Source organism: Mycobacterium sp. GA-2829 (genome assembly GCF_001499965.1).
In the GTDB taxonomy this organism is placed as follows: Bacteria; Actinomycetota; Actinomycetes; order Mycobacteriales; family Mycobacteriaceae; genus Mycobacterium.
Window position 1 is genome coordinate 20,582 of sequence record NZ_LQIT01000006.1, and the last position, 26,973, is coordinate 47,554.

At 69.2% G+C, this 26,973-nt stretch carries 30 protein-coding genes; 15 read left to right on the forward strand and 15 right to left on the reverse strand.

Annotated elements, in window-relative coordinates; all coding sequences use genetic code 11:
• Nucleotides 1-32: 32 nt before the first annotated feature.
• The 4 genes from AU194_RS05000 (at nucleotide 33) to AU194_RS05015 (ending at nucleotide 4,779) form a co-directional block, all read left to right on the forward strand.
• On the forward strand, nucleotides 33-860 hold the full coding sequence (locus AU194_RS05000; RefSeq protein WP_059088133.1) for an acyl-ACP desaturase: 828 nt from the start codon (nucleotides 33-35) through the stop codon (nucleotides 858-860).
• A gap of 200 nt (nucleotides 861-1,060) precedes the next feature.
• Complete coding sequence (locus AU194_RS05005; protein WP_059088242.1) at nucleotides 1,061-2,374, forward strand: PhoH family protein; 1,314 nt, start codon at nucleotides 1,061-1,063, stop codon at nucleotides 2,372-2,374.
• 71 nt (nucleotides 2,375-2,445) lie between these two features.
• Nucleotides 2,446-3,093 carry a response regulator transcription factor gene (locus tag AU194_RS05010; RefSeq protein WP_059088134.1) on the forward strand — a complete coding sequence of 216 codons (648 nt, stop codon included), beginning with the start codon at nucleotides 2,446-2,448 and terminating at the stop codon, nucleotides 3,091-3,093.
• 9 nt (nucleotides 3,094-3,102) lie between these two features.
• Nucleotides 3,103-4,779, forward strand: coding sequence for a GAF domain-containing sensor histidine kinase (locus AU194_RS05015; RefSeq protein WP_059088135.1), 1,677 nt, complete (start codon nucleotides 3,103-3,105; stop codon nucleotides 4,777-4,779).
• Nucleotide 4,780: 1 nt separating this feature from the next.
• Here the strand turns inward: AU194_RS05015 and AU194_RS05020 are convergent, their stop codons facing one another.
• Nucleotides 4,781-5,728: a hypothetical protein gene (locus tag AU194_RS05020; RefSeq protein ID WP_059088136.1), complete on the reverse strand. Its 948-nt coding sequence runs from the start codon at nucleotides 5,726-5,728 to the stop codon at nucleotides 4,781-4,783.
• A gap of 80 nt (nucleotides 5,729-5,808) precedes the next feature.
• On the opposite strand from AU194_RS05020, the gene AU194_RS05025 reads away from it, so the two are divergent.
• On the forward strand, nucleotides 5,809-6,885 hold the full coding sequence (locus AU194_RS05025; protein WP_059088137.1) for an NAD-dependent epimerase/dehydratase family protein: 1,077 nt from the start codon (nucleotides 5,809-5,811) through the stop codon (nucleotides 6,883-6,885).
• 52 nt (nucleotides 6,886-6,937) lie between these two features.
• Here AU194_RS05025 and AU194_RS05030 read toward each other — a convergent pair whose 3' ends face one another.
• Entirely contained in the window at nucleotides 6,938-8,353 is a 1,416-nt protein-coding gene (locus AU194_RS05030; RefSeq protein WP_059088138.1) for a class II fumarate hydratase, read from the reverse strand.
• Nucleotides 8,354-8,376: 23 nt separating this feature from the next.
• On the reverse strand, nucleotides 8,377-9,405 hold the full coding sequence (glpX, locus tag AU194_RS05035) for a class II fructose-bisphosphatase (protein ID WP_059088139.1): 1,029 nt from the start codon (nucleotides 9,403-9,405) through the stop codon (nucleotides 8,377-8,379).
• Nucleotides 9,406-9,459: 54 nt separating this feature from the next.
• Between glpX and AU194_RS05040 the strand changes: the two genes are divergently transcribed.
• Together AU194_RS05040 and AU194_RS05045 are read left to right on the forward strand one after the other, a co-directional pair.
• Entirely contained in the window at nucleotides 9,460-10,119 is a 660-nt protein-coding gene (locus AU194_RS05040; protein ID WP_059088140.1) for a DUF4245 domain-containing protein, read from the forward strand.
• On the forward strand, nucleotides 10,116-10,949 hold the full coding sequence (locus tag AU194_RS05045; protein ID WP_059088141.1) for a dienelactone hydrolase family protein: 834 nt from the start codon (nucleotides 10,116-10,118) through the stop codon (nucleotides 10,947-10,949). Before AU194_RS05040 ends, AU194_RS05045 begins: the two co-directional genes overlap by 4 nt.
• Here the strand turns inward: AU194_RS05045 and AU194_RS05050 are convergent.
• Genes AU194_RS05050 through AU194_RS05060 form a run of 3 tightly spaced genes read right to left on the reverse strand, consistent with a single transcriptional unit; the run spans nucleotide 10,924 to nucleotide 13,709 of the window.
• The gene (locus AU194_RS05050; RefSeq protein WP_059088142.1) at nucleotides 10,924-12,111 is read right to left on the reverse strand and encodes an AI-2E family transporter; all 1,188 of its coding nucleotides are present in this window, start codon (nucleotides 12,109-12,111) and stop codon (nucleotides 10,924-10,926) included. The genes AU194_RS05045 and AU194_RS05050 overlap by 26 nt on opposite strands.
• A 9-nt stretch (nucleotides 12,112-12,120) precedes the next feature.
• The gene (locus AU194_RS05055) at nucleotides 12,121-12,945 is read right to left on the reverse strand and encodes an SDR family oxidoreductase (RefSeq protein ID WP_059088143.1); all 825 of its coding nucleotides are present in this window, start codon (nucleotides 12,943-12,945) and stop codon (nucleotides 12,121-12,123) included.
• Nucleotides 12,942-13,709 (reverse strand): SDR family NAD(P)-dependent oxidoreductase, encoded by a 768-nt coding sequence (locus tag AU194_RS05060; RefSeq protein WP_059088144.1) that lies wholly within the window; start codon nucleotides 13,707-13,709, stop codon nucleotides 12,942-12,944. Before AU194_RS05060 ends, AU194_RS05055 begins: the two co-directional genes overlap by 4 nt.
• A gap of 90 nt (nucleotides 13,710-13,799) precedes the next feature.
• Between AU194_RS05060 and AU194_RS05065 the strand changes: the two genes are divergently transcribed.
• A complete protein-coding gene (locus AU194_RS05065; RefSeq protein WP_059088243.1) occupies nucleotides 13,800-14,324 on the forward strand; it encodes a 2'-5' RNA ligase family protein in 525 nt (174 codons plus the stop codon).
• A gap of 10 nt (nucleotides 14,325-14,334) precedes the next feature.
• Here AU194_RS05065 and AU194_RS05070 read toward each other — a convergent pair whose 3' ends face one another.
• Genes AU194_RS05070 through AU194_RS05080 form a run of 3 tightly spaced genes read right to left on the reverse strand, consistent with a single transcriptional unit; the run spans nucleotide 14,335 to nucleotide 17,605 of the window.
• On the reverse strand, nucleotides 14,335-15,186 hold the full coding sequence (locus AU194_RS05070; protein ID WP_059088145.1) for a formylglycine-generating enzyme family protein: 852 nt from the start codon (nucleotides 15,184-15,186) through the stop codon (nucleotides 14,335-14,337).
• Nucleotides 15,179-16,063 (reverse strand): HAD family phosphatase, encoded by an 885-nt coding sequence (locus AU194_RS05075; protein WP_059088146.1) that lies wholly within the window; start codon nucleotides 16,061-16,063, stop codon nucleotides 15,179-15,181. Before AU194_RS05075 ends, AU194_RS05070 begins: the two co-directional genes overlap by 8 nt.
• Nucleotides 16,064-17,605, reverse strand: coding sequence for an arylsulfatase (locus AU194_RS05080; protein ID WP_059088147.1), 1,542 nt, complete (start codon nucleotides 17,603-17,605; stop codon nucleotides 16,064-16,066).
• A 142-nt stretch (nucleotides 17,606-17,747) separates the two neighbouring features.
• On the opposite strand from AU194_RS05080, the gene AU194_RS05085 reads away from it, so the two are divergent.
• Both AU194_RS05085 and AU194_RS05090 read left to right on the forward strand, forming a co-directional pair.
• Nucleotides 17,748-18,464 carry an MgtC/SapB family protein gene (locus AU194_RS05085; protein WP_059088148.1) on the forward strand — a complete coding sequence of 239 codons (717 nt, stop codon included), beginning with the start codon at nucleotides 17,748-17,750 and terminating at the stop codon, nucleotides 18,462-18,464.
• Nucleotides 18,465-18,581: 117 nt separating this feature from the next.
• Nucleotides 18,582-18,845, forward strand: a complete 264-nt coding sequence (locus AU194_RS05090; RefSeq protein WP_197417516.1) for a hypothetical protein — start codon at nucleotides 18,582-18,584, stop codon at nucleotides 18,843-18,845.
• Between the two features lie 10 nt (nucleotides 18,846-18,855).
• On the opposite strand, the gene AU194_RS05095 is transcribed toward AU194_RS05090, so the two are convergent.
• The 4 genes from AU194_RS05095 to AU194_RS05110 form a co-directional block, all read right to left on the reverse strand.
• Complete coding sequence (locus tag AU194_RS05095) at nucleotides 18,856-19,971, reverse strand: NAD-dependent epimerase/dehydratase family protein (RefSeq protein WP_059088149.1); 1,116 nt, start codon at nucleotides 19,969-19,971, stop codon at nucleotides 18,856-18,858.
• A 62-nt stretch (nucleotides 19,972-20,033) separates the two neighbouring features.
• The gene (locus AU194_RS05100; RefSeq protein WP_059088150.1) at nucleotides 20,034-20,246 is read right to left on the reverse strand and encodes an exodeoxyribonuclease VII small subunit; all 213 of its coding nucleotides are present in this window, start codon (nucleotides 20,244-20,246) and stop codon (nucleotides 20,034-20,036) included.
• The gene (gene xseA / locus AU194_RS05105; RefSeq protein ID WP_059088151.1) at nucleotides 20,233-21,462 is read right to left on the reverse strand and encodes an exodeoxyribonuclease VII large subunit; all 1,230 of its coding nucleotides are present in this window, start codon (nucleotides 21,460-21,462) and stop codon (nucleotides 20,233-20,235) included. Before xseA ends, AU194_RS05100 begins: the two co-directional genes overlap by 14 nt.
• Nucleotides 21,459-22,013, reverse strand: coding sequence for a lipid droplet-associated protein (locus AU194_RS05110; protein WP_059088152.1), 555 nt, complete (start codon nucleotides 22,011-22,013; stop codon nucleotides 21,459-21,461). Before AU194_RS05110 ends, xseA begins: the two co-directional genes overlap by 4 nt.
• Nucleotides 22,014-22,066: 53 nt before the next feature.
• On the opposite strand from AU194_RS05110, the gene AU194_RS05115 reads away from it, so the two are divergent.
• Both AU194_RS05115 and AU194_RS05120 read left to right on the forward strand, forming a co-directional pair.
• Nucleotides 22,067-23,068: a 4-hydroxy-3-methylbut-2-enyl diphosphate reductase gene (locus AU194_RS05115; protein WP_059088245.1), complete on the forward strand. Its 1,002-nt coding sequence runs from the start codon at nucleotides 22,067-22,069 to the stop codon at nucleotides 23,066-23,068.
• Nucleotides 23,069-23,093: 25 nt separating this feature from the next.
• On the forward strand, nucleotides 23,094-23,300 hold the full coding sequence (locus AU194_RS05120) for a zinc-ribbon domain-containing protein (RefSeq protein ID WP_059088153.1): 207 nt from the start codon (nucleotides 23,094-23,096) through the stop codon (nucleotides 23,298-23,300).
• Between the two features lie 3 nt (nucleotides 23,301-23,303).
• Here AU194_RS05120 and AU194_RS05125 read toward each other — a convergent pair whose 3' ends face one another.
• A complete protein-coding gene (locus AU194_RS05125; protein ID WP_059088154.1) occupies nucleotides 23,304-24,410 on the reverse strand; it encodes a DUF6542 domain-containing protein in 1,107 nt (368 codons plus the stop codon).
• 84 nt (nucleotides 24,411-24,494) lie between these two features.
• On the opposite strand from AU194_RS05125, the gene ychF reads away from it, so the two are divergent.
• Together ychF and AU194_RS05135 are read left to right on the forward strand one after the other, a co-directional pair.
• Nucleotides 24,495-25,568, forward strand: a complete 1,074-nt coding sequence (gene ychF, locus AU194_RS05130) for a redox-regulated ATPase YchF (protein WP_059088246.1) — start codon at nucleotides 24,495-24,497, stop codon at nucleotides 25,566-25,568.
• 111 nt (nucleotides 25,569-25,679) lie between these two features.
• Nucleotides 25,680-26,090 (forward strand): VOC family protein, encoded by a 411-nt coding sequence (locus tag AU194_RS05135; RefSeq protein ID WP_059088155.1) that lies wholly within the window; start codon nucleotides 25,680-25,682, stop codon nucleotides 26,088-26,090.
• Nucleotides 26,091-26,144: 54 nt separating this feature from the next.
• Here AU194_RS05135 and AU194_RS30920 read toward each other — a convergent pair whose 3' ends face one another.
• A complete protein-coding gene (locus AU194_RS30920; protein WP_231743170.1) occupies nucleotides 26,145-26,378 on the reverse strand; it encodes a hypothetical protein in 234 nt (77 codons plus the stop codon).
• A 188-nt stretch (nucleotides 26,379-26,566) separates the two neighbouring features.
• On the opposite strand from AU194_RS30920, the gene AU194_RS32130 reads away from it, so the two are divergent.
• On the forward strand, nucleotides 26,567-26,926 hold the full coding sequence (locus tag AU194_RS32130) for a hypothetical protein (protein ID WP_082698482.1): 360 nt from the start codon (nucleotides 26,567-26,569) through the stop codon (nucleotides 26,924-26,926).
• Nucleotides 26,927-26,973 lie beyond the last annotated feature (47 nt).

Consider the following 26,973-nt stretch of genomic DNA (forward strand, 5'->3'; position numbering starts at 1 on the left):
CGATTCCCACAGAATTGGGTTAATGTAACCGCATGGCACAGAAACCTGTCCCTAACGCGCTGACCCTCGAGCTGGAGCCGGTCGTCAAGGACGAGCTCCGTCGCCACCTCGACTCCGAGGACCTCTGGTACGCGCACGATTACGTGCCGTTCGACCAGGGCGAGAACTTCGCGTTCCTCGGCGGCCGGGACTGGGATCCGTCGCAGGTGACGCTGCCCAAGCACGTCACCGACGCGGTCGAGATCCTGCTCATCACCAAGGACAACCTCGCCGGGTACCACCGCGAGCTCGTCGAGCACTTCATCCTCGAGGACAAGTGGGGCCGTTGGCTCGGCCGCTGGACCGCCGAGGAGCACCTGCACGCCGTCGCGCTGCGCAACTACCTCGTCGTCACCCGCGAGGTCGACCCCGCCGCCAACGAAGACGTGCGCGTCGAGCACGTCATGAAGGGGTACCGCGCCGACCGGTTCAGCCAGATCGAGACGTTGGTGTTCATGACGTTCTTCGAGCAGTCGCACGCCGTGTTCACCCGCAACCTGGAAGCGCAGATCACCGAACCGGTGCTCAAGTCGCTGATCGGGCGGATCGCCGCCGACGAGGAGCGCCACGCGGTGTTCTTCGCCAACCTCGTCGCACACTGCCTGCAGACCCACCGCGACGAGACGCTCACCGCGATCGCCGCCCGCGCGGCCGAACTCGACGTCGTCGGCGCGGACATCGACGCCTACCGGGACAAGGTCGCGAACATGGCCGATGCGGGGATCTTCGACAAGGACCAGTTGCGCAAGGTCGTCACCGACCGGATCGCGGCCTGGGACGTCGCCGGTGAACCCGTGTTGCGGGAGTTCACGAACGCTTAACCTGGCGCGCGCCGGACACCGGCGCGCCTGCAAGGCGCAGTCCCCGCCACGGGAGTAGCGTCGGCTTCGATGGCTAGCGAATTGCTCTGCTGTCCGGGCGGTACCCGATCGTTTCGATCACGAGAGGGCCGGCCCCGGCCCTGGTGCCGCAGTGTCCGCCGACAGGTTCGCGGGGGACCCGCGGATACCAGGAGCGCTACGTGACCGATTCGCCTCTCCGGACCTACGTGCTCGACACCTCCGTGTTGCTGTCCGATCCCTGGGCCACAACGCGGTTCGCTGAGCACGAGGTGGTCGTCCCGCTGGTGGTCATCAGTGAGTTGGAAGCCAAACGGCACCACCACGAGCTGGGTTGGTTCGCACGGCAGGCGTTGCGCCTGTTCGACGACCTGCGGCTCGAGCACGGTCGCCTCGATCAGCCGATCCCCGTCGGCGACGAGGGCGGGACGCTGCACGTCGAGCTGAACCACAGCGACCCCACGGTGCTGCCTGCCGGGTTCCGCAATGACAGCAATGACGCCAGGATCCTCACGGTGGCAGCCAATCTCGCGGCCGAGGGTAAGAACGTCACGCTGGTCAGCAAGGACATCCCGCTGCGGGTGAAGGCCGGTGCGGTCGGCCTGGCCGCCGACGAGTACCACGCCCAGGACGTCGTGGTCTCCGGCTGGACCGGGATGGCCGAGATCGACGTGACCGGCGACGAGATCGACGAACTGTTCGCCGACGGGGAGATCGACCTCGGTGCGGCCCGGGATCTGCCGTGCCACACCGGGATTCGGCTGCTCGGCGGCAACTCGCATGCGCTCGGCCGGGTCAACGCCGCCAAACGCGTGCAGCTGGTGCGAGGGGATCGCGAGGTGTTCGGCCTCCGGGGAAGGTCAGCCGAACAGCGCGTCGCCCTCGATCTGCTGCAGGACGAATCGGTCGGCATCGTCTCGCTCGGCGGTAAGGCGGGCACCGGCAAGTCGGCGCTCGCGCTGTGCGCGGGCCTGGAGGCGGTGCTGGAACGGCGCACGCAGCGCAAGGTCGTGGTGTTCCGGCCGCTCTACGCCGTCGGCGGACAGGATCTGGGTTACCTGCCCGGCAGTGAGAGCGACAAGATGGGGCCGTGGGCGCAGGCGGTCTTCGACACCCTCGAAGGGCTCGCCAGCCCCGCGGTGCTCGAGGAGGTGCTCTCGCGCGGGATGCTGGAAGTGTTGCCGCTCACTCACATCCGTGGCCGGTCGCTGCACGATTCGTTCGTGATCGTCGACGAGGCGCAGTCGCTGGAGCGCAACGTACTGCTGACCGTGCTGTCGAGGTTGGGCGCCGGGTCTCGGGTGGTGCTCACCCACGACGTCGCCCAGCGGGACAACCTGCGCGTCGGCCGCCACGACGGCGTCGCGGCGGTGATCGAGAAGCTCAAGGGCCACCCGCTGTTCGCCCACATCACCCTGCAGCGCAGTGAACGCTCGCCGATCGCCGCGCTGGTGACCGAGATGCTCGAGGAGATCAGCCCCGGCGCACTGCCGTGACGCGGTGATTTCGGTGTCGTTGGTTGCGGTGCGCGCAACCAACGACACCGAAGTCGTGTGAGACTGGGGGCATGATCCGGGTCTTCCTCGTCGACGATCACGAGGTGGTGCGGCGCGGTCTCATCGACCTGCTGGGCGCCGACCCCGAACTCGACGTGGTGGGCGAAGCCGACTCCGTCGCTTCGGCGTTGGCCCGCATCCCCGCCCTACAACCCGACGTCGCCGTCCTCGACGTGCGGCTACCCGACGGCAACGGCATCGAGCTGTGCCGGGAACTGTTGTCGCGGCTGCCCGATCTGCGGTGCCTGATGTTGACGTCGTTCACCTCCGACGAGGCGATGCTCGACGCGATCCTCGCCGGCGCCAGTGGATACGTCGTCAAGGACATCAAGGGAATGGAGCTCGCGCAGGCCATCAAGGACGTCGGGGCGGGCCGCTCACTGCTGGACAACCGCGCCGCGGCCGCACTGATGTCGAAACTGCGTGGCGACGCCGAACGTTCCGATCCGCTCTCCGGGCTCTCCGCGCAGGAGCGGGTGCTGCTCGACCTGCTTGGCGAAGGGTTGACCAACAAGCAGATCGCCGCGCGGATGTTCCTGGCCGAGAAGACGGTCAAGAACTACGTGTCCCGGCTGCTGGCCAAACTCGGGATGGAGCGGCGCACCCAGGCCGCGGTGTTCGTGTCGAAACTCGACCGGCCGGCGCGCGGTGGCGGCTAGGTTGGCGGCGTGACCGAGCGCCCCCTGCGCGAGACGCTGTCCCAGCTGCGGTTGCGCGAACTGCTCACGGAGGTGCAGGACCGCATCGAGCAGATCGTCGAGGGCCGTGACCGCCTCGACGGGCTGGTCGACGCGATGCTCGTCGTCACTGCCGGACTCGACCTCGACGTCACGTTGCGCACGATCGTGCACACCGCGATCCAGTTGGTCGACGCCCGCTACGGCGCGCTCGGGGTGCGGGGGCACGGCCACGAGCTCGTCGAATTCGTCTACGAGGGCATCGACGACCACATGCGCGCGTTGATCGGACACCTGCCGGAGGGCCGCGGGGTGCTCGGCGTGCTCATCGACGATCCGCACCCGATCCGCCTCGACGACATCCGCCACCACAGCGCCTCGGTCGGCTTCCCGCCCAACCACCCGCCGATGCGCACGTTCCTCGGTGTGCCCGTACGCATCCGCGACGAGGTGTTCGGCAACCTCTACCTGACCGACAAGATCGGCGGGCAGCCGTTCAGCGAGGACGACGAGGTGCTCGTGCAGGCGCTCGCCGCCGCGGCGGGTATCGCGATCGACAACGCGCGGCTCTACGAACAGGCCAGGGCGCGGCAGGCGTGGATCGCCGCCACCCGCGACATCGCCACCGAGATGCTCTCCGGGGTCAGCCCGGCCATCGTGTTCCGGCGGGTGGCCGACCAGACGCTGACGCTGACCGGCGCCGACGGCACCCTGGTCGCGGTGCCCGGTGACGCGGAAGCGCCACCGGGTGAAATCGACGAACTCGTGGTGGTCGAGGCCGCCGGTGCCCTCGGCGGGGACATCGGCGCGCTGGCCCTCGACGACGGTCCGGTCGGTGCGGCATACCGTGAGAGCGCCCCCGCGCGGGTGGACCGGCTGGTGCTGGACGGTGCGGAACATGGTGCGGCCCTTGTGCTTCCGTTGCGTACCGCCGACGCCGTCGCCGGGGTGCTGGTTGCGGTGCGGGCACCGGGGACGCGGCCGTTCACCGCCGAACAACTAGACACCGCAGTGGCTTTCGCCGATCAGGTGGCGTTGGCGTGGCAGCTGGCGTCCTCGCAGCGAAGGATGCAGGAACTCGAGATCCTCACCGACCGCGACCGTATCGCCCGCGATCTGCACGACCACGTGATCCAGCGGCTGTTCGCGGTCGGGCTGTCGCTGCAAGGCACGCTGGCCCGGGTGCGCGACGGCGATGTGCGCCAACGTTTGTCGGGCAACGTGGACGATCTGCAGGCGGTGATCCAGGAGATCCGCACTGCGATCTTCGATCTGCACGGCGGCGCCCCGGGCACGACCCGGCTGCGGCAGCGTCTCGACGAGGCGATCGGGCAGTTCGCCGGCGCCGGCCTGCACACCACGACGCAGTTCGTCGGCCCGCTGTCGGTGGTCGACGCGACGCTGGCCGACCACGCCGAGGCGGTGGTGCGCGAGGCGGTGAGCAACGCCGTCCGTCACGCGGAGGCCACCGAGTTGACGGTGCGGGTCACCGTGGCCGACGACCTGTGCATCGAGGTCGGCGACAACGGCCGCGGCATCGAGGGAGCGGTCACCGAGAGCGGTCTGCGTAATCTGCGGGCGCGGGCCGAGGGTGTGGGCGGAACATGCACGGTCGAACGCAACCCCGGCGGCGGAACCGTGCTGCGCTGGTGCGCACCGTTGCCGTGAGCTACGGCAGCGGTCGTCGCGGGGTGGCGGGCAGCGGCGCCGCGTCGGCGGGCGCCCAGCCGATGCGCAGCAGCATCTGCGGGTGGGCGCGGCATTCGAAGATTTCCTCCCGCAACGCCCATCGGGTCTCGCGGATCTCCAGCGGTTCGGTGACCGGACAGCTCGCCAGGCCGATCGCCGTCGCGGTGAGCAGCACGACGCTGGTGGCCTCCCCGGCGCGCAGCCGGGCCAGCGCGTCGTCGTCGCGGGTGCCCAGCGCCAGCACGACGGCGTGGTCGGTGCCCCCGGCGCCCGCGCGCACCGAGCCGCTGCCCGCGAACACCCGCGCCGGCACCGTCGCGGCCATGTCGGGGGACGGCACGTTGGCCGCGGGCACTCCGGCCACCGCTCCGTAGCGGCCGCTCCACATGGTGAGTTCGCGAAGGTAGCCGTCGTCGTGCAGGTGGGTGTCCATGGCCCGTTCGACGGCCGCGCGCAGCCCGCTCATTGATTCCACCCGGCGCAGGGAGACCCCGCCGCGCGCCGCCCGCGCCCCCATCACCGCGATGTCGGCGGGGGACACCTCCCGGCTGCTGTACCGCCTGCGGTCGGTGCGGCGGCCCGGGATTGCCGCGGCGAGCGCGCGTTCCGTGTCGGTCGGTGGACGAGGTGAAAATATCAGCGAGGCAAGATGATTCGGGTCAGAGCCGGGGAAGCGGTGGACACGCGCCTGCCAGCCCAGCGCGGCGAACGCGACGACGGCGTGATGCAGTGTCGCACCGCAGCTGAGCATCAGGTCGCGGCCGTCGGGGTCGATGTGCCGCAGGTGCAGTTCGGGTACGGCGAACAGGTCCAGACGGTCGGTGCCCGCACGCCAGCGCCACGGCTGGCTGTTGTGCACCGACGGGGCCCGAATGGCCGACGCCAGCGCCGTGCGCACGGTGTCGGCGTCGGGGAAGCTGGTCACCATTCCAGGATCACCCGGTGGCGGGGCGCCGGGTAGGGCACAAAGGCCTGATTCAACGGCGATCACCCGGGTATTGACCGACCATGGCCACACGCGTCGTGATCACCGGAGCCAGCGGGAACGTCGGAACAGCGCTGCTGCAGCGGCTCGCCGACGCCGGCGGATACGAGGTCACCGGCGTCACACGGCGCAAACCGCCCGAGACCGGCATCTACCGGTCGGCGCAGTGGCGCCAACTCGACCTCGCCGACCACGACGCCACCACCCGGCTGCAAGCGGTCATGCGCGACGCCGACTCCGTCGTACACCTCGCCTGGGGGTTCCAGCCCACCCGCAACGTCGCTTACCTGGACGCGGTCGGTGTCGGCGGCACCAGGGCGGTGCTGCGCGCCGCCGTCGTCGCCGAGGTCGGGCAGCTGGTGCACATGTCGTCGGTCGGTACCTACGCACCCGGTCGGTACGGGCAGTACGTCGACGAGACGTGGTCGACCGCGGGCGTGGACACCTCGGCCTACAGCCGCGCCAAATCGGCCGCCGAGCAGATCCTCGACGACTACGAGCGCAACCACTCCGACGGTCTGACCATCGCGCGCATGCGACCCGGATTCATCGTGCAACGTAACGCCGCGGGCGGTCTGCGCCGGTACACGCTGCCCGCGTTCATCGAACCGCGCTGGCTGCGATTCCTGCCGGTGCTGCCGCTCGACCGGAGCCTGGTCGTGCCGATCATCCACGCCGAGGACGTCGCCGACGCGATCGCCCGGACCGTGGAACGCCGCGCGGGCGGACCGTTCAACCTGATGGCCGACCCGCCGGTGCGCCGCAACGACATCGCCGAAGTCCTCGGGGCGTACCCGGTGCACGTGCCGTCGTCGCTGCTGCGGCCCGCGGTCGCGGTGTCGTGGCGGGCGCGGCTGCAGCCGATTGACGAGGGGTGGCTGGACATGGCGTTCACCGTGCCGCTGCTCGACACCGGCCGCGCGCAGTCCGAACTCGGCTGGTCGCCGGCACGGACGTCGCTGGAGGCGCTGGTCGACATGGGTGAGGGGTTCAAGAACTGCGCGGACACCGAGAGCCCGGTGCTGTCCTACCGCGGCCCGCTCGACAGCATGTTGCGCGATCTACGGGCAGGCCCGATCACCGACCGCAAGGTCCCGTGATTTCGGTGTAGTTGGTTGCGCTCACCGCAACCAACTACACCGAAATCGCAGATCAGGAGCCGTCTTTGACCTTCGCCATCGCCAGCACGTCGAGGCGACGGTCGAGTTCCTCCTCGGAGAGCTTCTCGCCGATCAGCCCGCGGTCGATGACCGTCTGGCGGATCGTCTTGCGCTCCTTGAGCGCTTCCTTGGCGACCTTGGCGGCCTCCTCGTAGCCGATCGCCGAGTTCAGCGGCGTCACGATCGACGGCGAGGACTCCGCCTGCGAGCGCATGTGCTCTTCGTTGGCCACCAGACCGTCGATGCACCGCTCGGCGAACAGCCGCGACACGTTGGTCAGCAGCTTGAACGACTCGAGCAGGTTGCGGGCCATCATCGGGATGTAGACGTTCAGCTCGAACGCGCCGGCCGCACCGCCCCACGCGATCGCGGCGTCGTTACCGACCACCTGCGCGGCGACCTGCGTGACCGCTTCGGGCAGAACCGGATTGACTTTGCCCGGCATGATCGAGCTGCCCGGCTGCAGATCCGGCAGCTGGATCTCGGCCAGCCCGGTCAGCGGCCCCGACCCCATCCAGCGGACGTCGTTGGCGATCTTGGTCAGCGACACCGCGATGGTGCGCAGCGCACCGGAGGCCTCGACCAGCCCGTCGCGGGCGGCCTGCGCCTCGAACGAGTCCTTGGCCGTGCGCAGTTCAGCGATCCCGGTCTGGTCGACGAGCACCTCGACGACCTTCGCGCCGAACCCGTCGGGGGCGTTGAGCCCGGTGCCGACGGCGGTGCCGCCGATCGCCAGCTCACCCAGCCGTGGCAGCGTCGCCTTCACCCGTTCTATACCGGCCTCGATCTGGCGGGCGTACCCGCCGAACTCCTGGCCCAGCGTCACCGGCACCGCGTCCATCAAGTGCGTACGGCCGGACTTCACCACGGTCCGCCACTGCCGCGCCTTGCCCGCCAGCGACTCGTGCAGCACCTCGAGCGCCGGGATCAGGTGGCGCACAGCGGCTTCGGTGGCCGCGATGTGGGTGGCGGTCGGGAACGTGTCGTTGGAGCTCTGCGACATGTTCACGTCGTCGTTCGGGTGCACGGTCACGCCGTTGCGCGCGGCGATCGACGCGATGACCTCGTTGGTGTTCATGTTCGAGCTGGTGCCCGAACCGGTCTGGAACACGTCGATCGGGAACTGGTCGTCGTGCTGCCCGTCGGCGATCTCCGCCGCGGCGGCGATGATCGCGTCGGCCTTCTCCGGCGCCAGCAGCCCGAGGTCCTTGTTCACCTGGGCGCACGCGCCTTTGAGCAGTCCGAGTGCGCGGATCTGGGTGCGCTCGAGGCCGCGGTGCGAGATCGGGAAGTTCTCGACGGCGCGCTGGGTCTGCGCGCGCCACAGCGCAGCCTTGGGCACCCGGACCTCGCCCATGGTGTCGTGCTCGATGCGGTACTCGGTCTCGACTTCGTTGTCGGCGGTCATGAAAACCTTTCTCATCCAGGTCTTTACGGCAGGGGGTAGGCGGCGTTGCTGTCACCGGTGAAGTCGACAGCGGAGTACTCGTTGAGTTTGGACAGCCGGTGGTAGGCCTCGATCATGCGGACGGTGCCCGACTTGGAGCGCATCACGATCGACTGGGTGGTGCACCCGCCGCCGACGTAGCGCACACCCTGCAGCAGGTCGCCGTCGGTGACGCCGGTCGCACAGAAGAACACGTTCTCCCCGGACACCAGGTCCTCGGTCTTGAGCACCCGGTCGATGTCGTGACCCGCATCGATCGCCTTCTGCCGCTCCTCGTCGTCCTTGGGGGCGAGCTGGGCATGGATGGCGCCGCCCATGCAGCGGATCGCGGCGGCGGTGATGATGCCCTCCGGGGTGCCGCCGATACCGGCCAGCATGTCGGTGCCCGAGTTCGGCCGGCACGCCGAGATCGCGCCCGCGACGTCGCCGTCGGAGATCAGCCGGATGCGGGCGCCTGCGTCACGGACGTCGGCGATGAGCTGTTCGTGGCGCGGGCGGTCCAGGATGCAGACCGTCACGTCGCGGACCGACAGGCCCTTGACCTTCGCCACCGCGCGGATGTTCTCGCCGATCGGCGCGGTGATGTCGATGGCGTCGACGGCGTCCGGGCCGACGGCGATCTTGTTCATGTAGAACACCGCCGACGGGTCGAACATCGCACCGCGCTCGGCGACCGCCAGGACCGAGATCGCGTTCGGCATACCTTTGCTCATCAGCGTGGTGCCGTCGATCGGGTCGACGGCGAAGTCGCAGTCCGGTCCGTCGCCGTTGCCGACCTCTTCGCCGTTGTAGAGCATCGGGGCGTTGTCCTTCTCGCCCTCGCCGATCACGACGACACCGCGCATGGACACCGAGTTGACCAGCTCGCGCATGGCGTCGACGGCCGCACCGTCGCCGCCTTCCTTGTCCCCGCGACCCACCCAGCGGCCGGCGGCCATGGCCCCGGCCTCGGTGACGCGGACGAGTTCGAGGGCGAGGTTGCGATCAGGGGCTTCCCTGCGGCGATCGGGCATGCGGGTGATTGTCCCAGAAGCCGCTCACCATCGGGAGGCTGGGATACTGGCGGCATGACCGTCGACCCGAGCCAACCGGACCCGACCCCGTCCGAGTGGGCCGGCCCCGCGCCGCGGGAGGCGAAGCCGCGGGTGCTACAGGACGGGCGCGACATGTTCTGGTCGCTGGCCCCGCTGATCGTGGCCTGCATCGTGCTCGCGGGTCTGCTCGGCATGTGTTCGTTCCAGGGTCGCGGCCCGACCGAAGGTGCGCCCCCCGCCTTCGACGCCCCCACGGCCCTGCAGGCCGACGCCGACGCACTCGACATCCCGATCCGGCTGCCCGCACTGCCCGACAACTGGCGGGCCAACAGCGGCGGCCGTGCCGGGATCGAGGCCGGCGCGACCGATCCGGCCACCGGTCAGCCGACCCGCGCGGTGGTGTCACGGGTCGGTTATCTGGCGCCCAGCGGGCACTACGTGAGCCTCACACAGAGCAACGCCGACGAGGCCGCCCTGGTCGAATCGATCAACCCGGGCCTCGTCCCGTCCGGCGCCCAGGACGTCGACGGGGTCGACTGGGTCGTCTACCAGGGCGGTGAGGACACCGAACCGGTGTGGACGACCCGGCTGCCCGGTAACGCGCAACTCGCGATCACCGGCGCGGGCAGCCCCGAGGAGTTCCGCACACTCGCGGCCGCGACCCAGAAGCAGCAGCCCCTGGAGAAGCGATGACACGCGAGCCCGATGTCGCCGCCGGAGCGGCTCCGCCGGCATCAGACCTCACCGGATGGACCGCCGAGCCCTTCACCGCCGCCGGCTACACCCACGACGTGTACCGCAAAGGTGAGGGCCCCGGGGTGGTGCTCATCCCCGAGATGCCCGGCCTGCACCCGCACGTGCTGGCGCTGGGCAACCACCTCGTCGACAACGGGTTCACCGTCGCCGCCCCGTCGCTGTTCGGCACGCCGATGAAACCCCCGATGGGTCCCGGCGCGGTGCCGGTCCTGCTCAAGGGCTGCGTGTCGAAGGAGTTCGCGGCGTTCGCCACCAACGCCGACCGCCCGGTGGCCCACTACCTGCGGGCGCTGGCCCGCGACCTCAACGCCCGCACCCCCGGCAAGGGCGTCGGCGTCATCGGACAGTGCTTCACCGGCGGCTTCGCGCTGGCCGCCGCCGTCGATGACAGCGTGCTGGCGCCGGTGCTCAGCCAGCCCTCGCTGCCGCTGCCGATCACGCCGAAACACAAACGCGACCCCGGGCTGTCCGAGGGCGAACTGCGTGTCATCGAGCAGCGCGCGGCCAACGACGGCCTGTGTGCGCTCGGGCTGCGCTTCAGCAAGGACTGGATGTCGCCGGGGGAGCGGTTCACCACGCTCAAGGAGCGGCTCGGTGACGCCTTCGAGGTCATCGAGATCGACTCGACCAAGGGCAATGCGCACGGCATCTCGCCGCGGGCGCACTCGGTGCTCACCGATCAGGTCCGCGAGGTCGGCGGCCACCCCGCCTACGAGGCCCGCAAACGCGTCGTCGAATTCCTCACCGAGCGGCTCGTCGAAGCCTGACCTTCCGCTCCAGAGAGCGCAGCCACTGCGGTCGGCCGGGCCGCTGCGGTGAGGTCTCGTCGTCGCGTATCAGCGGTACGCCCTTGTAGACGGCGAGGTAGACGCTGATCGTGGTGACGACGATGATCATCAGCACCGGGCCCAGCACGATGCCCCAGAACCCGAACATCGCGATTCCCGCGAACACCGCGAGCAGCATCAGCGCCGGGTCGAGGCGTGCGGCCTTCGGGACGAGGATGGGGCGCAGCACGTTGTCGATGTTGGTGACGACGAGCAGGTGGAAGGCCACCACGAACACCCCGCCGATCACGTTGCCGAACAACGCCATCCCGATGCCGAACGGGATGCTGAGGATGCCACTGCCGAGCGGGATCACCGACAGCGCGCTGAGCAGGATGCAGAAGAAGAAGAACCCGTTGTGGAAGCCGGCCACGTAGATGGAGATCGCCCCGGCCACACCCTGACACAGCGCGATGACGAACTGCCCCTTCACCGTGCCGCGCACCATCGCGCCGGTCTTGGCCAGGTACAGGTCGGTGATGTCCTCGCCGAGCGGGTTGAGCCTGCGGATCAGTGTGCGGATCTGCTCCCGCTTGACAAGCATCGACACGAATACGTACAGGAAGATCACGCTCGCGGTCAGCGCGCCGAGCACGCCGCCGACCGCACCCTGCAGCACCCCGAGCAGCCATTCGCCGACGCGCTGGGACACCGTGACCACACCGTCGCGCAGGGTGTCCGGGGTGAGGCGGAAGTCGACGAACGGCACCCTGTCGAGCACGTCGTTGGCCAGTGCCAACGCGCGGTCCCCGAGCGTGCTGACGTCGGTGGTGGCCATCCACTGGTTGACGGTGGTGACCATCTGCGAGATCTGCGCGATCGCCAGGAACACCACCAAGGTGACCGGGATGATGACCACGAGGATCGCCGCCAGCAGCGTCAGGGTCGCCGACAGGCCGGTGCCGAACCGGCGGCGCAGCCGTTCGTAGAGCGGGGCGAACAGGTACGCGCCGACCGCGGCCACCACGATCAGGATGAAGAAGTCGTGCAGGAAGTAGGCCGCGAACGCCAGTGCGGCGACGGTGCAGACGGCCAGGGCGCGTTTCTGGGTCGGGCTGAGGTCCGCGTCGACACTCGCGTCGTCGGGTAGGTCTGCGGACACGCGGGGAACCTACCCCGTGGTGACCGTGCGCGCCCGCTGCCCGGCGCGCTGTTCGGCGACGAACCGGGTGGCCATGCGCTGCATCAGTCCGGGTGCCAGGCGGGCGAAAAGCCATGCGGCGTGGGCCTGTCGGGGCTTCACCAGTAGTGCCTTGTTGCGGGTGATCGCACGCAGGGTGTCGGCGGCGAGCCGGTCGGCGTCATACGGTTCCTTGACCCGTTGACCCTGCAGGTAGTAATCGCGGCCGACGAAGCCGCCGACCGCACCCTTGTCGAGGATCGGTGTCTCGACTGCGGCCGGGCACACCGCGAGCACCCCGACCCCGTGGGCGGCGGCCTCGGAGCGCAGCGCCAGCGACATTCCGACGACGGCGTGTTTGGTCATCACGTAGCTGGTGATCAGCCCGGCGGCGGTCAGCCCGGCCATCGACGCGGTGTTGACGATGTGGCCGTGCCCCTGCCGGATCATCTGCGGGTAGGCCGCGGCGACGCCGTGCACGACACCGCGGATGTTGGTGTCGATGATCGCGTTCCACTGCTCGAGGGTGAGCAGTTCGGTGTCCCCGCCCCAGGAGATGCCCGCGTTGTTGAACATCAGGTCGAGCCGGCCGCTGCGGGCGACGACGTCGTCGACGGTGCGCTGCACGGCGGCGGCGTCGGTGACGTCCAGCGGAGCCCACCGCGCGCCGAGCTCCCGTGCGGTCTTCTCGGCGGCGTCGGCGTCGATGTCGGTGCACAGCACCTCGGCACCCGCACCGGCCAGCGCCCGGCACAGCGCCGCGCCGATGCCCGAGCCCGCACCGGTGACGACGGCCTGCTTACCCGCGAACGTCACTGCGCCTCCGCGAGTTTCATGACGTGGTGCAGGATGTCGGGGTACCGCTTGAGGTGGGCGCCGCCGTTGAGGTCGAGTACCTCACCGGTCATCCAGGACGCGGCGGGTGAGCACAGGAACGCCACGGCGGCCGCGACGTCCTCGGGCTGTCCGGCCCGGCCGAGCGGGGTGTTCTCCAGGTACTCCTCGACGACGCCGGGGACGCTGGCGGCCGGATCGGTGAGCGGGGTGTGCACGAAGCCCGGGGCGACGGCGTTGACGCGGATCCCGCGCGGCGCGAGTTCCAGCGCGGCGACCTGGGTGAGCATCGACAGCCCGGCCTTGGCGGCGCAGTAGGCGCTCATCCCGGCGGCGGGCTGGCGCCCGTTGAGCGACGAGATCTGCACCAGCACACCGCCTTCGCGCAACGTCCGGCCCGCGTGTTTGGCGACGACGAAGCCACCGGTCAGGCAGACGTCGATGACCTCGCGAAAGCCCTCGACCGGCATGTCGACGATCATGCCGACGTTACTGAACCCGGCGCAGTTGACGACCGCGTCGACCGGGCCGGCCTGCTCGAAGAGGCGCTGGACAGACTCCTCGTCGGTGACGTCGGCCTGCGCGTGGGTGTGCGGGTCCCCAAGGGCGGCGGCGCGGTCACCGGCGCCGTCGCCGTTGCGGTCGGCCAGGACGATGCGGTACCCGGCGGCGGCGAGCGCCTGGGCGCTGGCCCAGCCGATCCCGGAGGCGGCGCCGATCACGACGGCGGTGCGGTTGGTGGTCACGGGTACTCAAGTTAGAACACGTTCCAAGTGTGGTCGGGGGTTTCGGTCACACTCTTGTTCAGGACGATGTGGGTGGAGGTGTACCGACCCGTGGCTTTGGCGGTCTGTCTGCTCTTCGACAGGCGATCCGATTCGGCGATCCGCGCGATCTGGGACCGCCTCGAAAGCGATGGGGTGCCGACCCTGCGCTCCCACACCCACGGTCACCATGTGCCGCATCTGTCGCTTGCGGTGCTGCGCAGCTGGGATGCGTCCGCAGTCGCTGGTGCGCTCGGACGACTTCCCGCCGGGCCGGCGGTGCAGCTGCAGTTCGACGGTGTGGGACTGTTCCGTCGCGGCCGGGTCTGGCTGGTCGCTGGTGTGTCCGCCGCGCTCGTCGCGCGGCAGGAACGCGTCGTCGAGGCGGTCACCGCCACCGGCGCCGATCTGCACAAGCACTACCGGCCGGGGATCTGGACGCCGCACTGTTCGGTGGCGCCGCGGGCCATGCTCGCCCAACTCCCGACCGTCGCGGCCGCGCTGTACGACGTGCTGCCGTTGCGTGCGACGCTCGACCGCGCAGCGTTGGTCGACAGCGCGACGGGGGTGATCACCCCGCTGGCGCGGATGCCCTGACCGCCGGTTCTCACACCCGCACGCAGCGGAACCCGATGTGGCTCATCCCCGTGTCGACCGGTTGTCCGCGCCGGGCCGCGGGCCGGTAACGGGCGCAATATGAGTCGGCGCACAGGAACGATCCGCCCTTGACCACCCGCCGCGGCATCCCGAAGCGGTCGCGGGACTCCTCCGCGCAGCCGCTGTCGGCGTAGAAGTCGGTGGTCCACTCCCATACGTTGCCCGCCATGTCGTACAAGCCGTAGCCATTCGGTGGGAAGCTGCCGACGGGGGTGGTGCGGCCGTACCCCGGGTCGGGCCGCCACGGGAAGTCGCCGTGCCAGTAGTTGGCCAGCCGCGTGCCCTCCGGTTCGGCGTCGTCGCCCCAGGTGTAGGCGGCGTTCCGGAGGCCGCCCCGCGCGGCGGTCTCCCATTGCGCCTCGCTCGGCAGTGCCAGCCCGGCCCACGCTGCGTAGGCCTCGGTGTCCTCATAGGCGACGTGCACGACGGGGTGGTCGGCGCGGTGGGCGATCGAGGAGCCGGGGCCCACGGGGTGGCGCCAGCATGCGCCCGGCGTCCACACCCACCACTGGCTGAGGTGGCGCAGGTCGACGGGTCCCGCGGTGCGTCGAAACACCATGGATCCGGGTTGCAGATTCGCCGCCGGTGCGCCGGGATAGGCCGCGGGGTCCAGTGGCCGCTCCGCGACGGTGACGTAACCGGTCGCGTCGACGAACGCCGCGAACTCGGCGTTGGTGACGGTGCGGGTCTCGATGAAGAACTCGTCGACGTGGGTTTCGCGCACCGGAGCCTCTTCCGGATCGTGCCGGTCGGAGCCGAGGAGCGCGGTCTGGGCGGGGATGCGGGCGAAGTCGTCAGTCACCGAATACGGTCACCCAGTCGTCGCGCATGCTGATGACTGTCCAGCCCTGCGATGCGGCGTGGTCCAGTGCCCGTTCGGCGCCTGCGGTGTAAGCGAATTCGCGGTCGGGGTCGTCGTGGTGCACCAGCAACCGCAGACCGCCGCAGTACCTCAGCATCTCGTCGTCTCCGTTGGAGTTGCCCGCCGCGAGCACCGGGCGTCGGCCGATGCGGCTCCAGATGCGGACCGGCTTCTCCGGGCCGTCGTCGAAGACGTCCAGCGTGGGTTGGATGATGAGTTCGCCCGCGGGGTCGAACGACAACCCCTGTGCGCTGCCGATCACCCGTTCGGGCGGGATGCCGTAGAGGGCGGCGGTGACGGGCCGCATGAAGTCGCGCCCGCCGCCGGAGGCGATGTAGCAGGTGAACCCGTGCGCTTCCAGGTGGCGCAGCAGCTGGACCATTGGCGCGTAGGTGCAGCTGCGGTACGGCCGGCCGAGTGTCGGATGCTCGGCCTGGTCGAAGAACTCGGCCACCAGACCCGCATACCGCTCGACCGTCATCGACACGTGCAATGAAAGGCCCGCCTTCGCAAGTGTTTTCAGGTCGTCGTCGTCGCCCTCGTAGTGTTTGGTGACGGCATTGCCGAACCATGCCATGTCGCGGTCGACGGCGGCCCGGTACGGCTGCTGCGGCCGCAACGCCGGGTCGGAGCGGGCTTTCTCGGCCAGGCGCCGCACCAGGAAGTCGAGTTGGATGTAGGCAGGCTTCTCGCACCACAGCGTGCCGTCGTTGTCGAACACCGCGACACGCTCCTCGGGTGCGGTGTCGGCCACCGTTCGGTTGACGAAGTCGACGATCGCCGACTTCGCCGGCCCGTCGTTCCACAGGTCGAGCATCTAGTCCTTCGCCAGGAACTCGTGGAGCTTCTCCAGCGCCTGGTCGATGGTGAAACTGGCCGGGGGATGGCGGGGCGGGAACTCCTTGAACGATTCGAGATACTGGGTGACGATCACGCTTGCGTAGAACACCAGGAACCCACGGCGGATCATCCAGTCGTAATACGTGTTCGAAGTGATGTCGGCCCGTTCGAACGGGTCGGTGCGCAGGTTGAACAGCTTGGGCACCCGCAGCGGGGTGAACGGTTCGGCCCACACCTGCAGCGTGCCAGGGCAGCGTTGCTCCTGGAACACCACCTTCCAGTTGTCGTACCGCAGGCCGAGGACGTCGCCGTCGTCGGAGAAGTAGATGAACCCCTTGCGCGGGCTCTCGGCCACCTCGCCGGTCAGGTAGGGCAGGAGGTTGTAGCCGTCGATGTGAACCTTGAAATCTCTGTCACCGGCGCGATGTCCGGCCTTGAGCTTGTCGACGATGTCGGGTTCACCGGCCGCGGCCAGAAACGTCGGCAACCAATCATGGTGTTGGACAATCTCGTTCGACACCGCGCCGGCGGGGATCCGGCCGGGCCAGCGGATCAGCTCCGGAACCCGGAAGGCGCCCTCCCAGTTGGTGTTCTTCTCGCTGCGGAACGGGGTGGTCGCACCGTCGGGCCAGGTGTTCGCGTGCGGGCCGTTGTCCGTGGAATAGACGACGATCGTGTCGTCTGCGATTGCGAGCTCGTCGAGGGTGTCGAGCAGCCGCCCGACGTGACGGTCGTGGTCGATCATCGTGTCGTGGTACGGCGACTGCCATCGCCCGGCCTGCCCGACACTCCCCGGCTTGGTATGGGTGAACAGATGCATGTGGGTCGTGTTCATCCACACGAAGAACGGCGTCTCGGCCGCAGCCTGGCGCTTGATGAAATCGATGCAGGCTTCGGTGGTCTCGTCATCGATGGTCTCCATCCGCTTGCGGGTCAGCGGGCCGGTGTCCTCGATGCGTTGCCTGCCGACAGGACCCCATCGCGGATCGTCGGGTTCGTCCGACACCTCGTCGGTCGCCCAGCACCGGAGCACACCCCGCGGTCGCGCGGCCTCGTACATCCGGGGGAACTGCTCTTTGGGCGGGTAATCCGGATTCTCCGGCTCCTCCTCGGCATTGAGGTGATAGAGGTTGCCATAGAACTCGTCGAAACCGTGCACGGTCGGCAGGTGCTTGTTGAGGTCGCCGAAGTGGTTCTTGCCGAACTGGCCGGTGGCGTAGCCGAGTGGTTTGAGGAGTTCGGCGATCGTGGGATCCTCTGCGGACCAGCCGATGTCGGCACCGGGGACGCCGACCTTGCTCATCCCGGTGCGGTACACGCTCTGGCCGCTGATGAACGCGGCGCGGCCGGCGGTACAGCTCTGTTCACCGTAGGAATCGGTGAATCGCATGCCCTCGGCGGCGATCCGGTCGATGTTGGGGGTGCGGTAGCCCATCAGGCCGTCGCTGTAGCAACTGAGGTTGGTGATGCCGATGTCGTCGCCCCAGATGATGAGGATGTTCGGTTTACCGTCGGGCATTGCGCCCCCTTGCCGTAGACAATGCGTCGATCGTATGGCTGCTCGGACGGCGCGACGTCGTTTCTCGCTGGAAAGTCTGTGAATTCTCGGCGGTGCGCGTGTCTGGGTGCCCGATGGCGGGCTCGGGCGCAGAATTCCAGACATGCTGGCCGTCGACCTGCTCACCCGCGTCGGCCTGGCGACCCTGCTCGGTGTGGCGATCGGCCTGGAACGGCAGTGGCGTTCGCGCATGGCGGGCCTGCAGACGATGGCGTTGGTGAGCACGGGTTCGGCGCTGTACCTGATCCTCGGCGCGTACAGCTTCCCGGGCGCCGACCCGACCCGGGTGGCGGCCCAGATCGTCTCGGGGATCGGCTTCCTCGGCGCCGGCGTGATCATGAAACAGGGGCTGTCGGTGACGGGGCTGAACACCGCGGCGACGCTGTGGTCCACCGCCGCGGTGGGGGCGCTGGCCGGGGCGTGGCTGTGGCGCGAGGCGCTGGCGAGCGCGGTGATCGTGGTCGCGGCCAATCTGCTGTTGCATCCGCTGGCCGAGACGATGGACCGGCGCAAGCACTGGAGCGGCAGGGAACATCCGCCGGTGAACTACCTGCTGACCGTGGTGTGCCGCGGCGATCACGACACCGACGTGCGGGCGCTGCTGGTTCAGGCGGTCGGTGACTCGGCGCTGCGACTGACGTCGATGCGGTCGGCTTCCGGGGGCGGGGGAGCGGTGGAGATGACCGCGGAAGTGTCGGCCGACGCCCGCGACGACGCGGCGCTCGAACGGGTCGTCAGCGTGCTGGCCGTCGATGCCCGGGTGACCTCGGTGCGGTGGAGCATCCCCGACGAGGAGCCCAGCGGCCTCGCGCGGCCATGATTCCGAGACCGATTCGTGGCCTTTTCGCGTCGCGTGCCGAATACCGCGAAACGGCACTGGCCGGATGCGAGCGTGGTTGACTTTCGAGCAGGAACAAATGCACTCGGAGGTGCGGAAATGACGGCGAACATCGATGCGGAGAACGCCGGGGGCGGGGATTCGGGCATCGCCATCAACTCCCGGGTCCTGGTGCATCCGGGCACCGATCGGGAGAAACGCGGGGTCATCGTGGAGGACTTCGCCGACACCGCGGGTAAGGCGGTCGAGATCGGCGAACACCACATCGCCGACGCCGCGAGGCGCTGGGCGGTGGCGCTCGACGACGGGGGGCTGGAATTCGTCGACGACGGCGATCTGACCGCCGACGGCGAGGGGAACTGAGCCCGGCTGCTCAGCCCGCGGCGGGGGCCGGCGTAACCGCCTGCACCGCAGACGCTTTGGTGGCCTCGGCCTTCATCTTCCGGTACAGCTCGACGTAGTAGGGCAGGCACGCGGCCATCGCCTGTTCGGTGGTGAACAGCGGCCGGTAGCCCAGGTCGCGTTCGGCCTTGGCGATCGAGAAGTAGTTGTCGAGGTAGATCCGTTCCACGCCGGTGGGTTCCAGCAGCGGTTTGGGCAGCCCGAACTTGAAGTGCAGCCACTGCCATGCCGTCATCGCGAGGTGGACGAGCCGTCCCGGCACCCGCAACCGCGGATACCGCTCACCGCAGGCCTCGACGACCGGGCGGGAGAACTCGAACATGTTGACCGGATCGCCGTCGTTGACGAAGTACGCCTGACCCGGTGCGGTGCCGCCGGGCACCAGGTGTTGCGCGGCCAGGATGAACCCGTGGATCAGGTTGTGCACGTAGGAGTTGTCGAGTTTGACCTTCTTGCTGCCGACCAGCACCTTGACGTGGCCGGCCAGCACCGACTCGAACACCTTGCGGAACATGGTCTGGTCGCCGCGGCCCCAGATGCCGCTCGGCCGGATCGAGCACGTCAGCATGCCGTCGACCCCGTTGGCGGCGAGCACGTACTTCTCGGCGGCCACCTTGGTCTCGGTGTACAGATCGTTGAAACGTGTTGTGTAGGGCAGGGTCTCGTCCCCGGCGACGATCCGTTGGCCGCCCATCACCACGCTGTTGGATGCGGTGTAGACGAATCGTTTGACCCCGGCGGCCCGGCCCGCCCGCACCAGGTTCTCGGTGCCGCCGACGTTGACGGCGAAGCTGCGCTGCCGGTACTCGGGCGTGACCGACGCGCCGCCCATCAGGTCGATGATCGCGGCGGTGTGGAAGACGGTGTCGACGCCGGCGACCGCGGCGGCCACCGTCTCCGGATCGCAGATGTCACCGACGAGTGTCTCGAGCAGGGGGTGCTTCGGCAGCGGCGACGGGACGCGGTCGAAGGACCGTACCCGGTGACCGCGGTCGAGCAGTTCCGTCACGAGGTTGGCGCCGACGAAACCGGAGCCCCCGGTCACCAGCACCGTGCCGAGTTCGGTCGTCAACCGTGGATCGCCCATACGGCGACGATAACTGAAACGTGTTCCAGTTTTCCAGGCCTACGCGAGAAGTGCTTGCCCGGTCAACCGTCGTCGGACTCGCGCCCCCCTAGCGCGGACTCGATGCGCTGACGGGCACCGGCTAAGTGCTCCTCGCAGCATCGCGCCAGCTCCTCGCCGCGCTCCCACAGCTTCAGCGACGCCTCGAGGTCGAGGCCGCCGTGCTCGAGTTGCTGCACGACGGCGACCAGTTCGTCGCGCGCCTCTTCGTACCCCATCTCACTAATGGGCTTCATCGGTTCCCTCACTCGTCGCGCTGATCGCACCGTCGGCGACCCGGATGCGCAACCGGGTGCCCGCCGGCGCGTCGTCCGTCGTCTTCAGGACATGGGTGTCGGGCAGGGTCTGCACGACCGCGTACCCGCGGGCCAGCGTCGCCGCCGGACCCAGCGTGGTCAGCCGGGCGGTGAGGTGGCCGATGCGCTCGGATTCCACCGCCACCAGCCGGCGGACATCGCGGCGGGCGGCCGCCCGCGCGCGCTGCACCTCGTCGGCGCGGGAGTCGATCGCCTGCAGCGGCCGGGCCAGCACCGGCCTGCTGCGCAGCTGGTCGAGGTGGCGCTGTTCGCGGCGCACCCAGTCGCGCAGGGCGCGGGCGCTGCGCGCGCGCAGGTCGGCGACGTAGTCCTGCTCGGCGGCCGCGTCGGGTACCAGACGTTTCGCCGCGTCGGTGGGCGTGGCCGCGCGCACGTCGGCGACCAGATCGCACAGCGGGTTGTCGGGTTCGTGGCCGATCGCGCTGACCACCGGGGTGGTGCACCTGGCGATCTCGCGGCACAGCGTCTCGTCGGAGAACGGCAGCAGATCTTCGACGCTGCCGCCGCCACGGGCGAGCACGATGACGTCGACACCGGGGTCCCGGTCCAGGTCGCGCAGCGCCTCGACGATCTGCGGGACCGCGCTGGGGCCCTGCACGATCGTGTTGCGTACGGCGAAGCGGACCGCGGGCCAGCGGTTGGTCGCGACGGTCATCACGTCGCGTTCGGCGTGGCTGGCGCGGCCGGTGATCAGCCCGATCGTGCCGGGCAGGAACGGGATCGGCCGCTTGAGCCGCGGGTCGAAGAGCCCCTCGGCGTCGAGGAGTCGGCGCAGCCGGTCGATGCGAGCCAGCAGTTCACCGATGCCCACGGCGCGGATCTCGCTGATCCGCAGGCTGAACGACCCGTTGCGGGTGTAGAACTGCGGTTTACCCAGCACGATCACCTGGGTGCCCTCCGACAGCGGCACCGGGGCGTTGGCCACCAGGTCGCGCGGAGCGCTCACCGACAGCGACATGTCCGCCGCGGGGTCGCGCAACACCATCCACGCCGTCGTCTGGCGGATCTTCAGCTCGGTGAGCTGACCTTCGATCCACACGCTCCCGAGCCGGTCGATGTACTTCGCGACTCGCGTGGCGACGGCACGTACCGGCCACGGATTGTCGGCGGACTTTCCCTGTTCGGGGGTCGTCACTTCGCGGTGGCGCGCGTGATCCGGTTCGCCAGCAGGGTCTGGAACGGGGCGCGCGAACGCGTGGCGCCCTCGTAGTCGAGCAGCGCCTCGAGGTCGTCGACGCTCAGCGAAGGCAGCCGTGCGCGCAGCTGCGCCAGCGTCAGCGATTCGTAGTCCAGTTCGGTGACGATCGACGGCGTGTCGGTGCCGGCGGAGGACTGCTCGGCGCCGGTCTGGGCGCCGTTGTTCTCCGGTTCGCCCGTGGAGAACAGCGCGAAGCGGCCCTCGGTGCGCCGCTCCCCGTCGCCCTCGGTCGATGCGGAGTCGTCGTCCTCGTCGAACGTCGCCCACTCCGGCTGCTCGTCCTTGGGCGGGAACAGGTTCTCCAGCGTCTCGTCGCCCTTGTTCACCAGGTCGGCGATGTTCTGCTGGAAATGGATCACGATGCTGGCGACCTGACTGGCCACGGTCATCGGATACATCAGGATCGTGTGTGGCAGCTTGCGGGTTTCCTCGACCGCGGTGACGGCGGCGCCGACCAGCAGACGGACCCCATAGGGTGCGGTAGCCATGCCGACAGCCTACGGCTGGGCGGTCGGTGGCACCGGTCAGTACCCTGGGAACCATGCCGTCGACGATCAACATGGGGATTCCGGGTGCGTCCAGCTCGGTGACGGGCGGCGTGTCCGGTAAGCGCGTCCTGCTGGCCGAACCGCGTGGGTACTGCGCCGGCGTGGACCGCGCGGTGGAGACCGTCGAGCGCGCGTTGGAGAAGCACGGCGCTCCGGTGTACGTCCGTCACGAGATCGTGCACAACCGCTACGTGGTGGACACGCTGGCCAAGGCCGGCGCCGTCTTCGTCGAGCAGACCGACGAGGTGCCCGAGGGTGCGATCGTCGTGTTCTCCGCCCACGGCGTGGCGCCGACCGTCCACGAAGAGGCCGCCGCCCGCAATCTGAAGACCATCGACGCCACGTGCCCGCTGGTCACCAAGGTGCACAACGAGGCCAAACGCTTCGCCCGCGACGACTACGACATCCTGCTCGTCGGCCACGAGGGCCACGAGGAGGTCGTCGGCACCGCCGGTGAGGCGCCCGACCACGTCCAGGTCGTCGACAATCCCGACGCGGTCGACAAGGTCACCGTGCGCGACCCGAACAAGGTCATCTGGCTGTCGCAGACCACGCTGAGCGTCGACGAGACGATGGAGACCGTCCGCCGGCTGCGCGAGAAGTTCCCGACGCTGCAGGATCCGCCGAGCGACGACATCTGCTACGCCACGCAGAACCGCCAGGTCGCGGTCAAGGCGATGGCGCCCGAGTGTGAACTCGTGATCGTCGTCGGGTCGAAGAACTCGTCGAACTCGGTGCGGTTGGTCGAGGTGGCGCTGGGCGCCGGGGCCGACGCGGCGCACCTGGTCGACTACGCCGACGACATCGACCCGGCCTGGCTCGACGGCGTCACCACCGTCGGCGTCACCTCCGGCGCGTCGGTGCCCGAGGTCCTGGTGCGCGGGGTGCTCGACCGCCTCGCCGACTACGGGTACGGCACCGTGCAGCCGGTCACCACCGCCAACGAGACGCTGGTGTTCGCGCTACCCCGGGAGATCCGGCCCGCCCGTAGCTGAGCGGGCCAGTCCCTAGGCTGGACGGATGTTCTTCTTCCTGTTCGGCCTCAGCACCAAACAGCAATACCTCGGCGCCGGGCCGACCCGGACCTGCCCGCGCTGTCACAACACCACGCAGTGGACGGTCATGCGGCAGTACCGGCAGTTCACCGTGTTCTTCATCCCGCTGGCGCGGTGGAAGCGGCGACAGTTCGAGGTGTGCGGGATCTGCGGCACGACCGTGGCGGCCTGACCGTCAGACGTCGTACTCCCACGCGTCGGCATCCCACTCCGAGCGGGGACGCGGACGGCTGCGGTACTGGCTCGGCTGGTCGTCCCCGTCGGCGCCGCGGTAACGCACCCGCGAGATCGGGTGATGGCCCGGGCTGCCGTTGCGTGGCTCCGGCGGCTCGTAGGGCTCGTAGGCGTCGAAGCGGCTGGGACGCTCGGTCCGGCGCTCGGATCTGTCGTTCGACGACGACCGCCGCGCGCGGGGCGGCTGCTGCTTGCGCGGTTCACGGGCTTCGCGCGGCGCCTGGGTGCGGGACCGGCGCCGCGGCTCCGGGGTCTCGGAGGTCCGTGACGCCGAGCGGGGCCGACGCGGCCGGTCGACGACGGGTTCGATGATCTCGGTCTCCGGCGGGCGGTTGTGCCGTGAGCGCGACGGTGCGGCGCGTTTGGTCGGTTTGCGTGCGGCTCCGGCGCGTGCGGTGTCACGCCTGGTGCGGCTGCGCTCGGCGGCCGGTTTGGCGGTGCGCCGCGGCCGTTCGGCGCTGCGCGGGCGCCGCGGCGGCGCATCCTCCGCGTCACCGTCGCCGGCCGCGGGTTTGGCGAACAGCCCGGACACCGTCGCGGTGAGTGTGCCCAGCAGACCGCCGCCGGGTTTCGCGGCCGGTGCCGCCTCGCCGGCGGTGGCGTTCGCGTGGCGGGCGGACATGCCCAGGTACCAGCGGGCCATCCCGATCAGCAGGACCGCCGCGGATGTGAAGAACATCAACGGGAACCGCTCGATGAGGGGATAGCCACAGTTGATCGCCAGGTCTTTGAGGCCCTGGATCTCGGAGCCGTGGAAGAGGAAGTAGGCGCCCGGCACGGTCACGAACAGCAGCAACGGCGGCTGGATAACCGCGGTGAACAGGCCGGACTGCCGGACGGCGAGTACGGCGAGCAGGCAGCCGAGGACGTAGCATCCGGCGAACACGGACCCGAGTTCACGGCTGCCGGAGCCGGCGTCGAACGCGAAGCCGACGGCGGTGAGGGTGAACGCCAGCACCACCGCACCCCACCAGGGCAGACCTGGGAAAAGTGGATGCACAGAGCGGTGGTCGGCCGGTACTGCCGACCGTGCGCGCTGTCCGGACACAGCTAGACCGTACCGGCTCGTCCCGAGAGCGCGCGTCCAGCGCGCGCGGGCGTGCCCGTCGCGCTCTGGCAGACTGTGGTTCCTGTGGGCCTCAACCTGGGAATCGTCGGACTGCCGAATGTCGGTAAGTCCACTCTGTTCAATGCGCTGACGCGCAACAACGTGCTGGCGGCGAACTACCCGTTCGCGACCATCGAACCCAACGAGGGTGTGGTCGCGCTCCCGGATCCCAGGCTCGTCGAGCTCGCGAAGATGTTTCATTCCGAGAAGATTGTGCCCGCGCCGGTGACATTCGTCGACATCGCCGGGATCGTGAAGGGCGCCTCGGAGGGGGCCGGCCTGGGCAACAAGTTCCTCGCCAACATCCGCGAATGCGATGCGATCTGCCAGGTCGTGCGGGTGTTCGCCGACGACGACGTCGTGCACGTCGACGGCAAGGTGGACCCGAAATCCGACATCGAGGTGATCGAGACCGAGCTCATCCTCGCCGACATGCAGACGCTGGAGAAGGCGGTGCCGCGGCTGGAGAAGGAAGCCCGCACGCACAAGGACCGCAAGCCCGTCCTGGACGCGGCGCTCGCCGCGCAGGAGGTGCTCAACGGCGGTAAGACGCTGTTCGCCGCGGGCACCGACGTCAGCCTGTTGCGGGAGTTGAATCTCATGACCACCAAACCGTTCCTGTATGTCTTCAACGCCGACGAGTCGGTGCTGACCGACGAGGCGCGCAAGGCCGAGCTGCGGGAGTTGGTGGCGCCTGCGGACTGTGTGTTCCTCGACGCGAAGATCGAGGCGGAACTGCAGGAGCTCGATGACGAGTCCGCGGCGGAGCTGCTGGAGTCGATCGGGCAGACCGAACGCGGGCTCGACGCGCTGGCGCGGGCCGGCTTCCACACGCTGAAGCTGCAGACCTATCTGACGGCCGGGCCGAAAGAGGCGCGGGCGTGGACGATCCATCAGGGCGACACCGCGCCGAAGGCCGCCGGGGTGATCCACTCGGATTTCGAGAAGGGCTTCATCAAGGCCGAGATCGTGTCGTTCGACGATCTGCGCGAGGCCGGGTCGATGGCCGCAGCCAAGGCGGCGGGCAAGGTCCGCATGGAGGGTAAGGACTACGTGATGGCCGACGGCGACGTGGTGGAGTTCCGCTTCAACGTCTAGGGCTGCAGAGTGCGCCGAGACTACGGAAGATGACGGAAATCCCGCGAAATGCGTCACCTTCCGTAGTCTCGCGGAGCTGACTTGTCGGAGGGCGTCCCTAGCATCCGGCGTATGAATTTCGTGTCGACCCGCATCATCACCGCCGACGTGAACCGGCTGGTTGCGTTCTACGAGAAGGTCACCGGCGTGGCCGCCGTCTGGGGTAACGAACTGTTCGCGGAGATCCCCACGCCGGTCGGCACGCTGGCGATCGGAAGCGACAAGACGGTTGCGCTGTTCGGTGCCGGATCCGCCGAGCCCGCCGCGAATCGCAGCGCGATCCTCGAGTTCCTCGTCGACGACGTGGATGCCGAGTACGCGCGGCTTCGTGGCGAACTCACCGAGGTGGTCACCGAGCCGACGACGATGCCGTGGGGTAACCGTGCGCTGTTGTTCCGTGACCCCGACGGGAACCTGGTCAATCTGTTCACTCCGGTCACGGATGCCGCTCGCGCGAAGTTCGCTCGAGACTACGGAAGGTGACCGAAATCCCGCGGAATCCGTCAACAACCGTCGTCTGGGCGGCGCGCGGACGCGCTAACCCGCCGCCAGCACCGCATGCGACCGCACATCGGCGCTGCCGGGTCGCCGCAGCCGGTCCACCTCACTGAACCCGGCCGCGGCCAGCATCCGCGCCATCCCGTCGACCGGCCACCGGTAGGCGGTCGTGACCTTGTGCGCGAACGCCTCGACCGTGTCGCCCTCGAAGCACCCCACCACGAGCGTTCCGCCGGGCACGATCGCCCGGCGTCCAGCACGGTGCCGTCGCACGATCAGAGATTGCGCGCCAGGAACCGCAGATCCTCTGAGTGCACCTGCGCCACCGAACCGAACATCCGGATGTAGACGTCGGCGAGCTCGCCGTAGCGGTTCCTGATGTCGTCTTCGGGCATCGCCGAAAGTGTAGGGCCGACGCTCGTCTCGTCGTCCACGCGCCGTCGCGGCGTTAGAGTTGACCCGTGGTCGGTGAGGAACGGACCGACGCGCGGGACACAGACGGGGACCGCGCCGCTGAGCTGGACGATCGCGCAAGGGGTCTCGCGCGACGCGAAGACGACCTCGCACGCCGCGAGCAGGTCGCCGACGAACGCGACCGCCTGGCCGACGACCGGGACCGCATCGCGGACGCGCGTGAACAAGCTGCCGACGAGCGGGAAGTGCGCGCGGACGAACGTGAGGGCGCGGTCGAAGAGCGTGAACGCGAACGACTGCGGCGTCTCGATGACGCCGACCAGCGCATGCATGCCGCGGCCGAACGGGAGCGCGCCGAGATCGCGCGTGCGGTGGCGGAGACGCAACGGCGAGTCGATGGACCATGACCGGTACGTTTGAGAAGTTCGGCGGGCGGGTAAGACGTGCCGGCGGG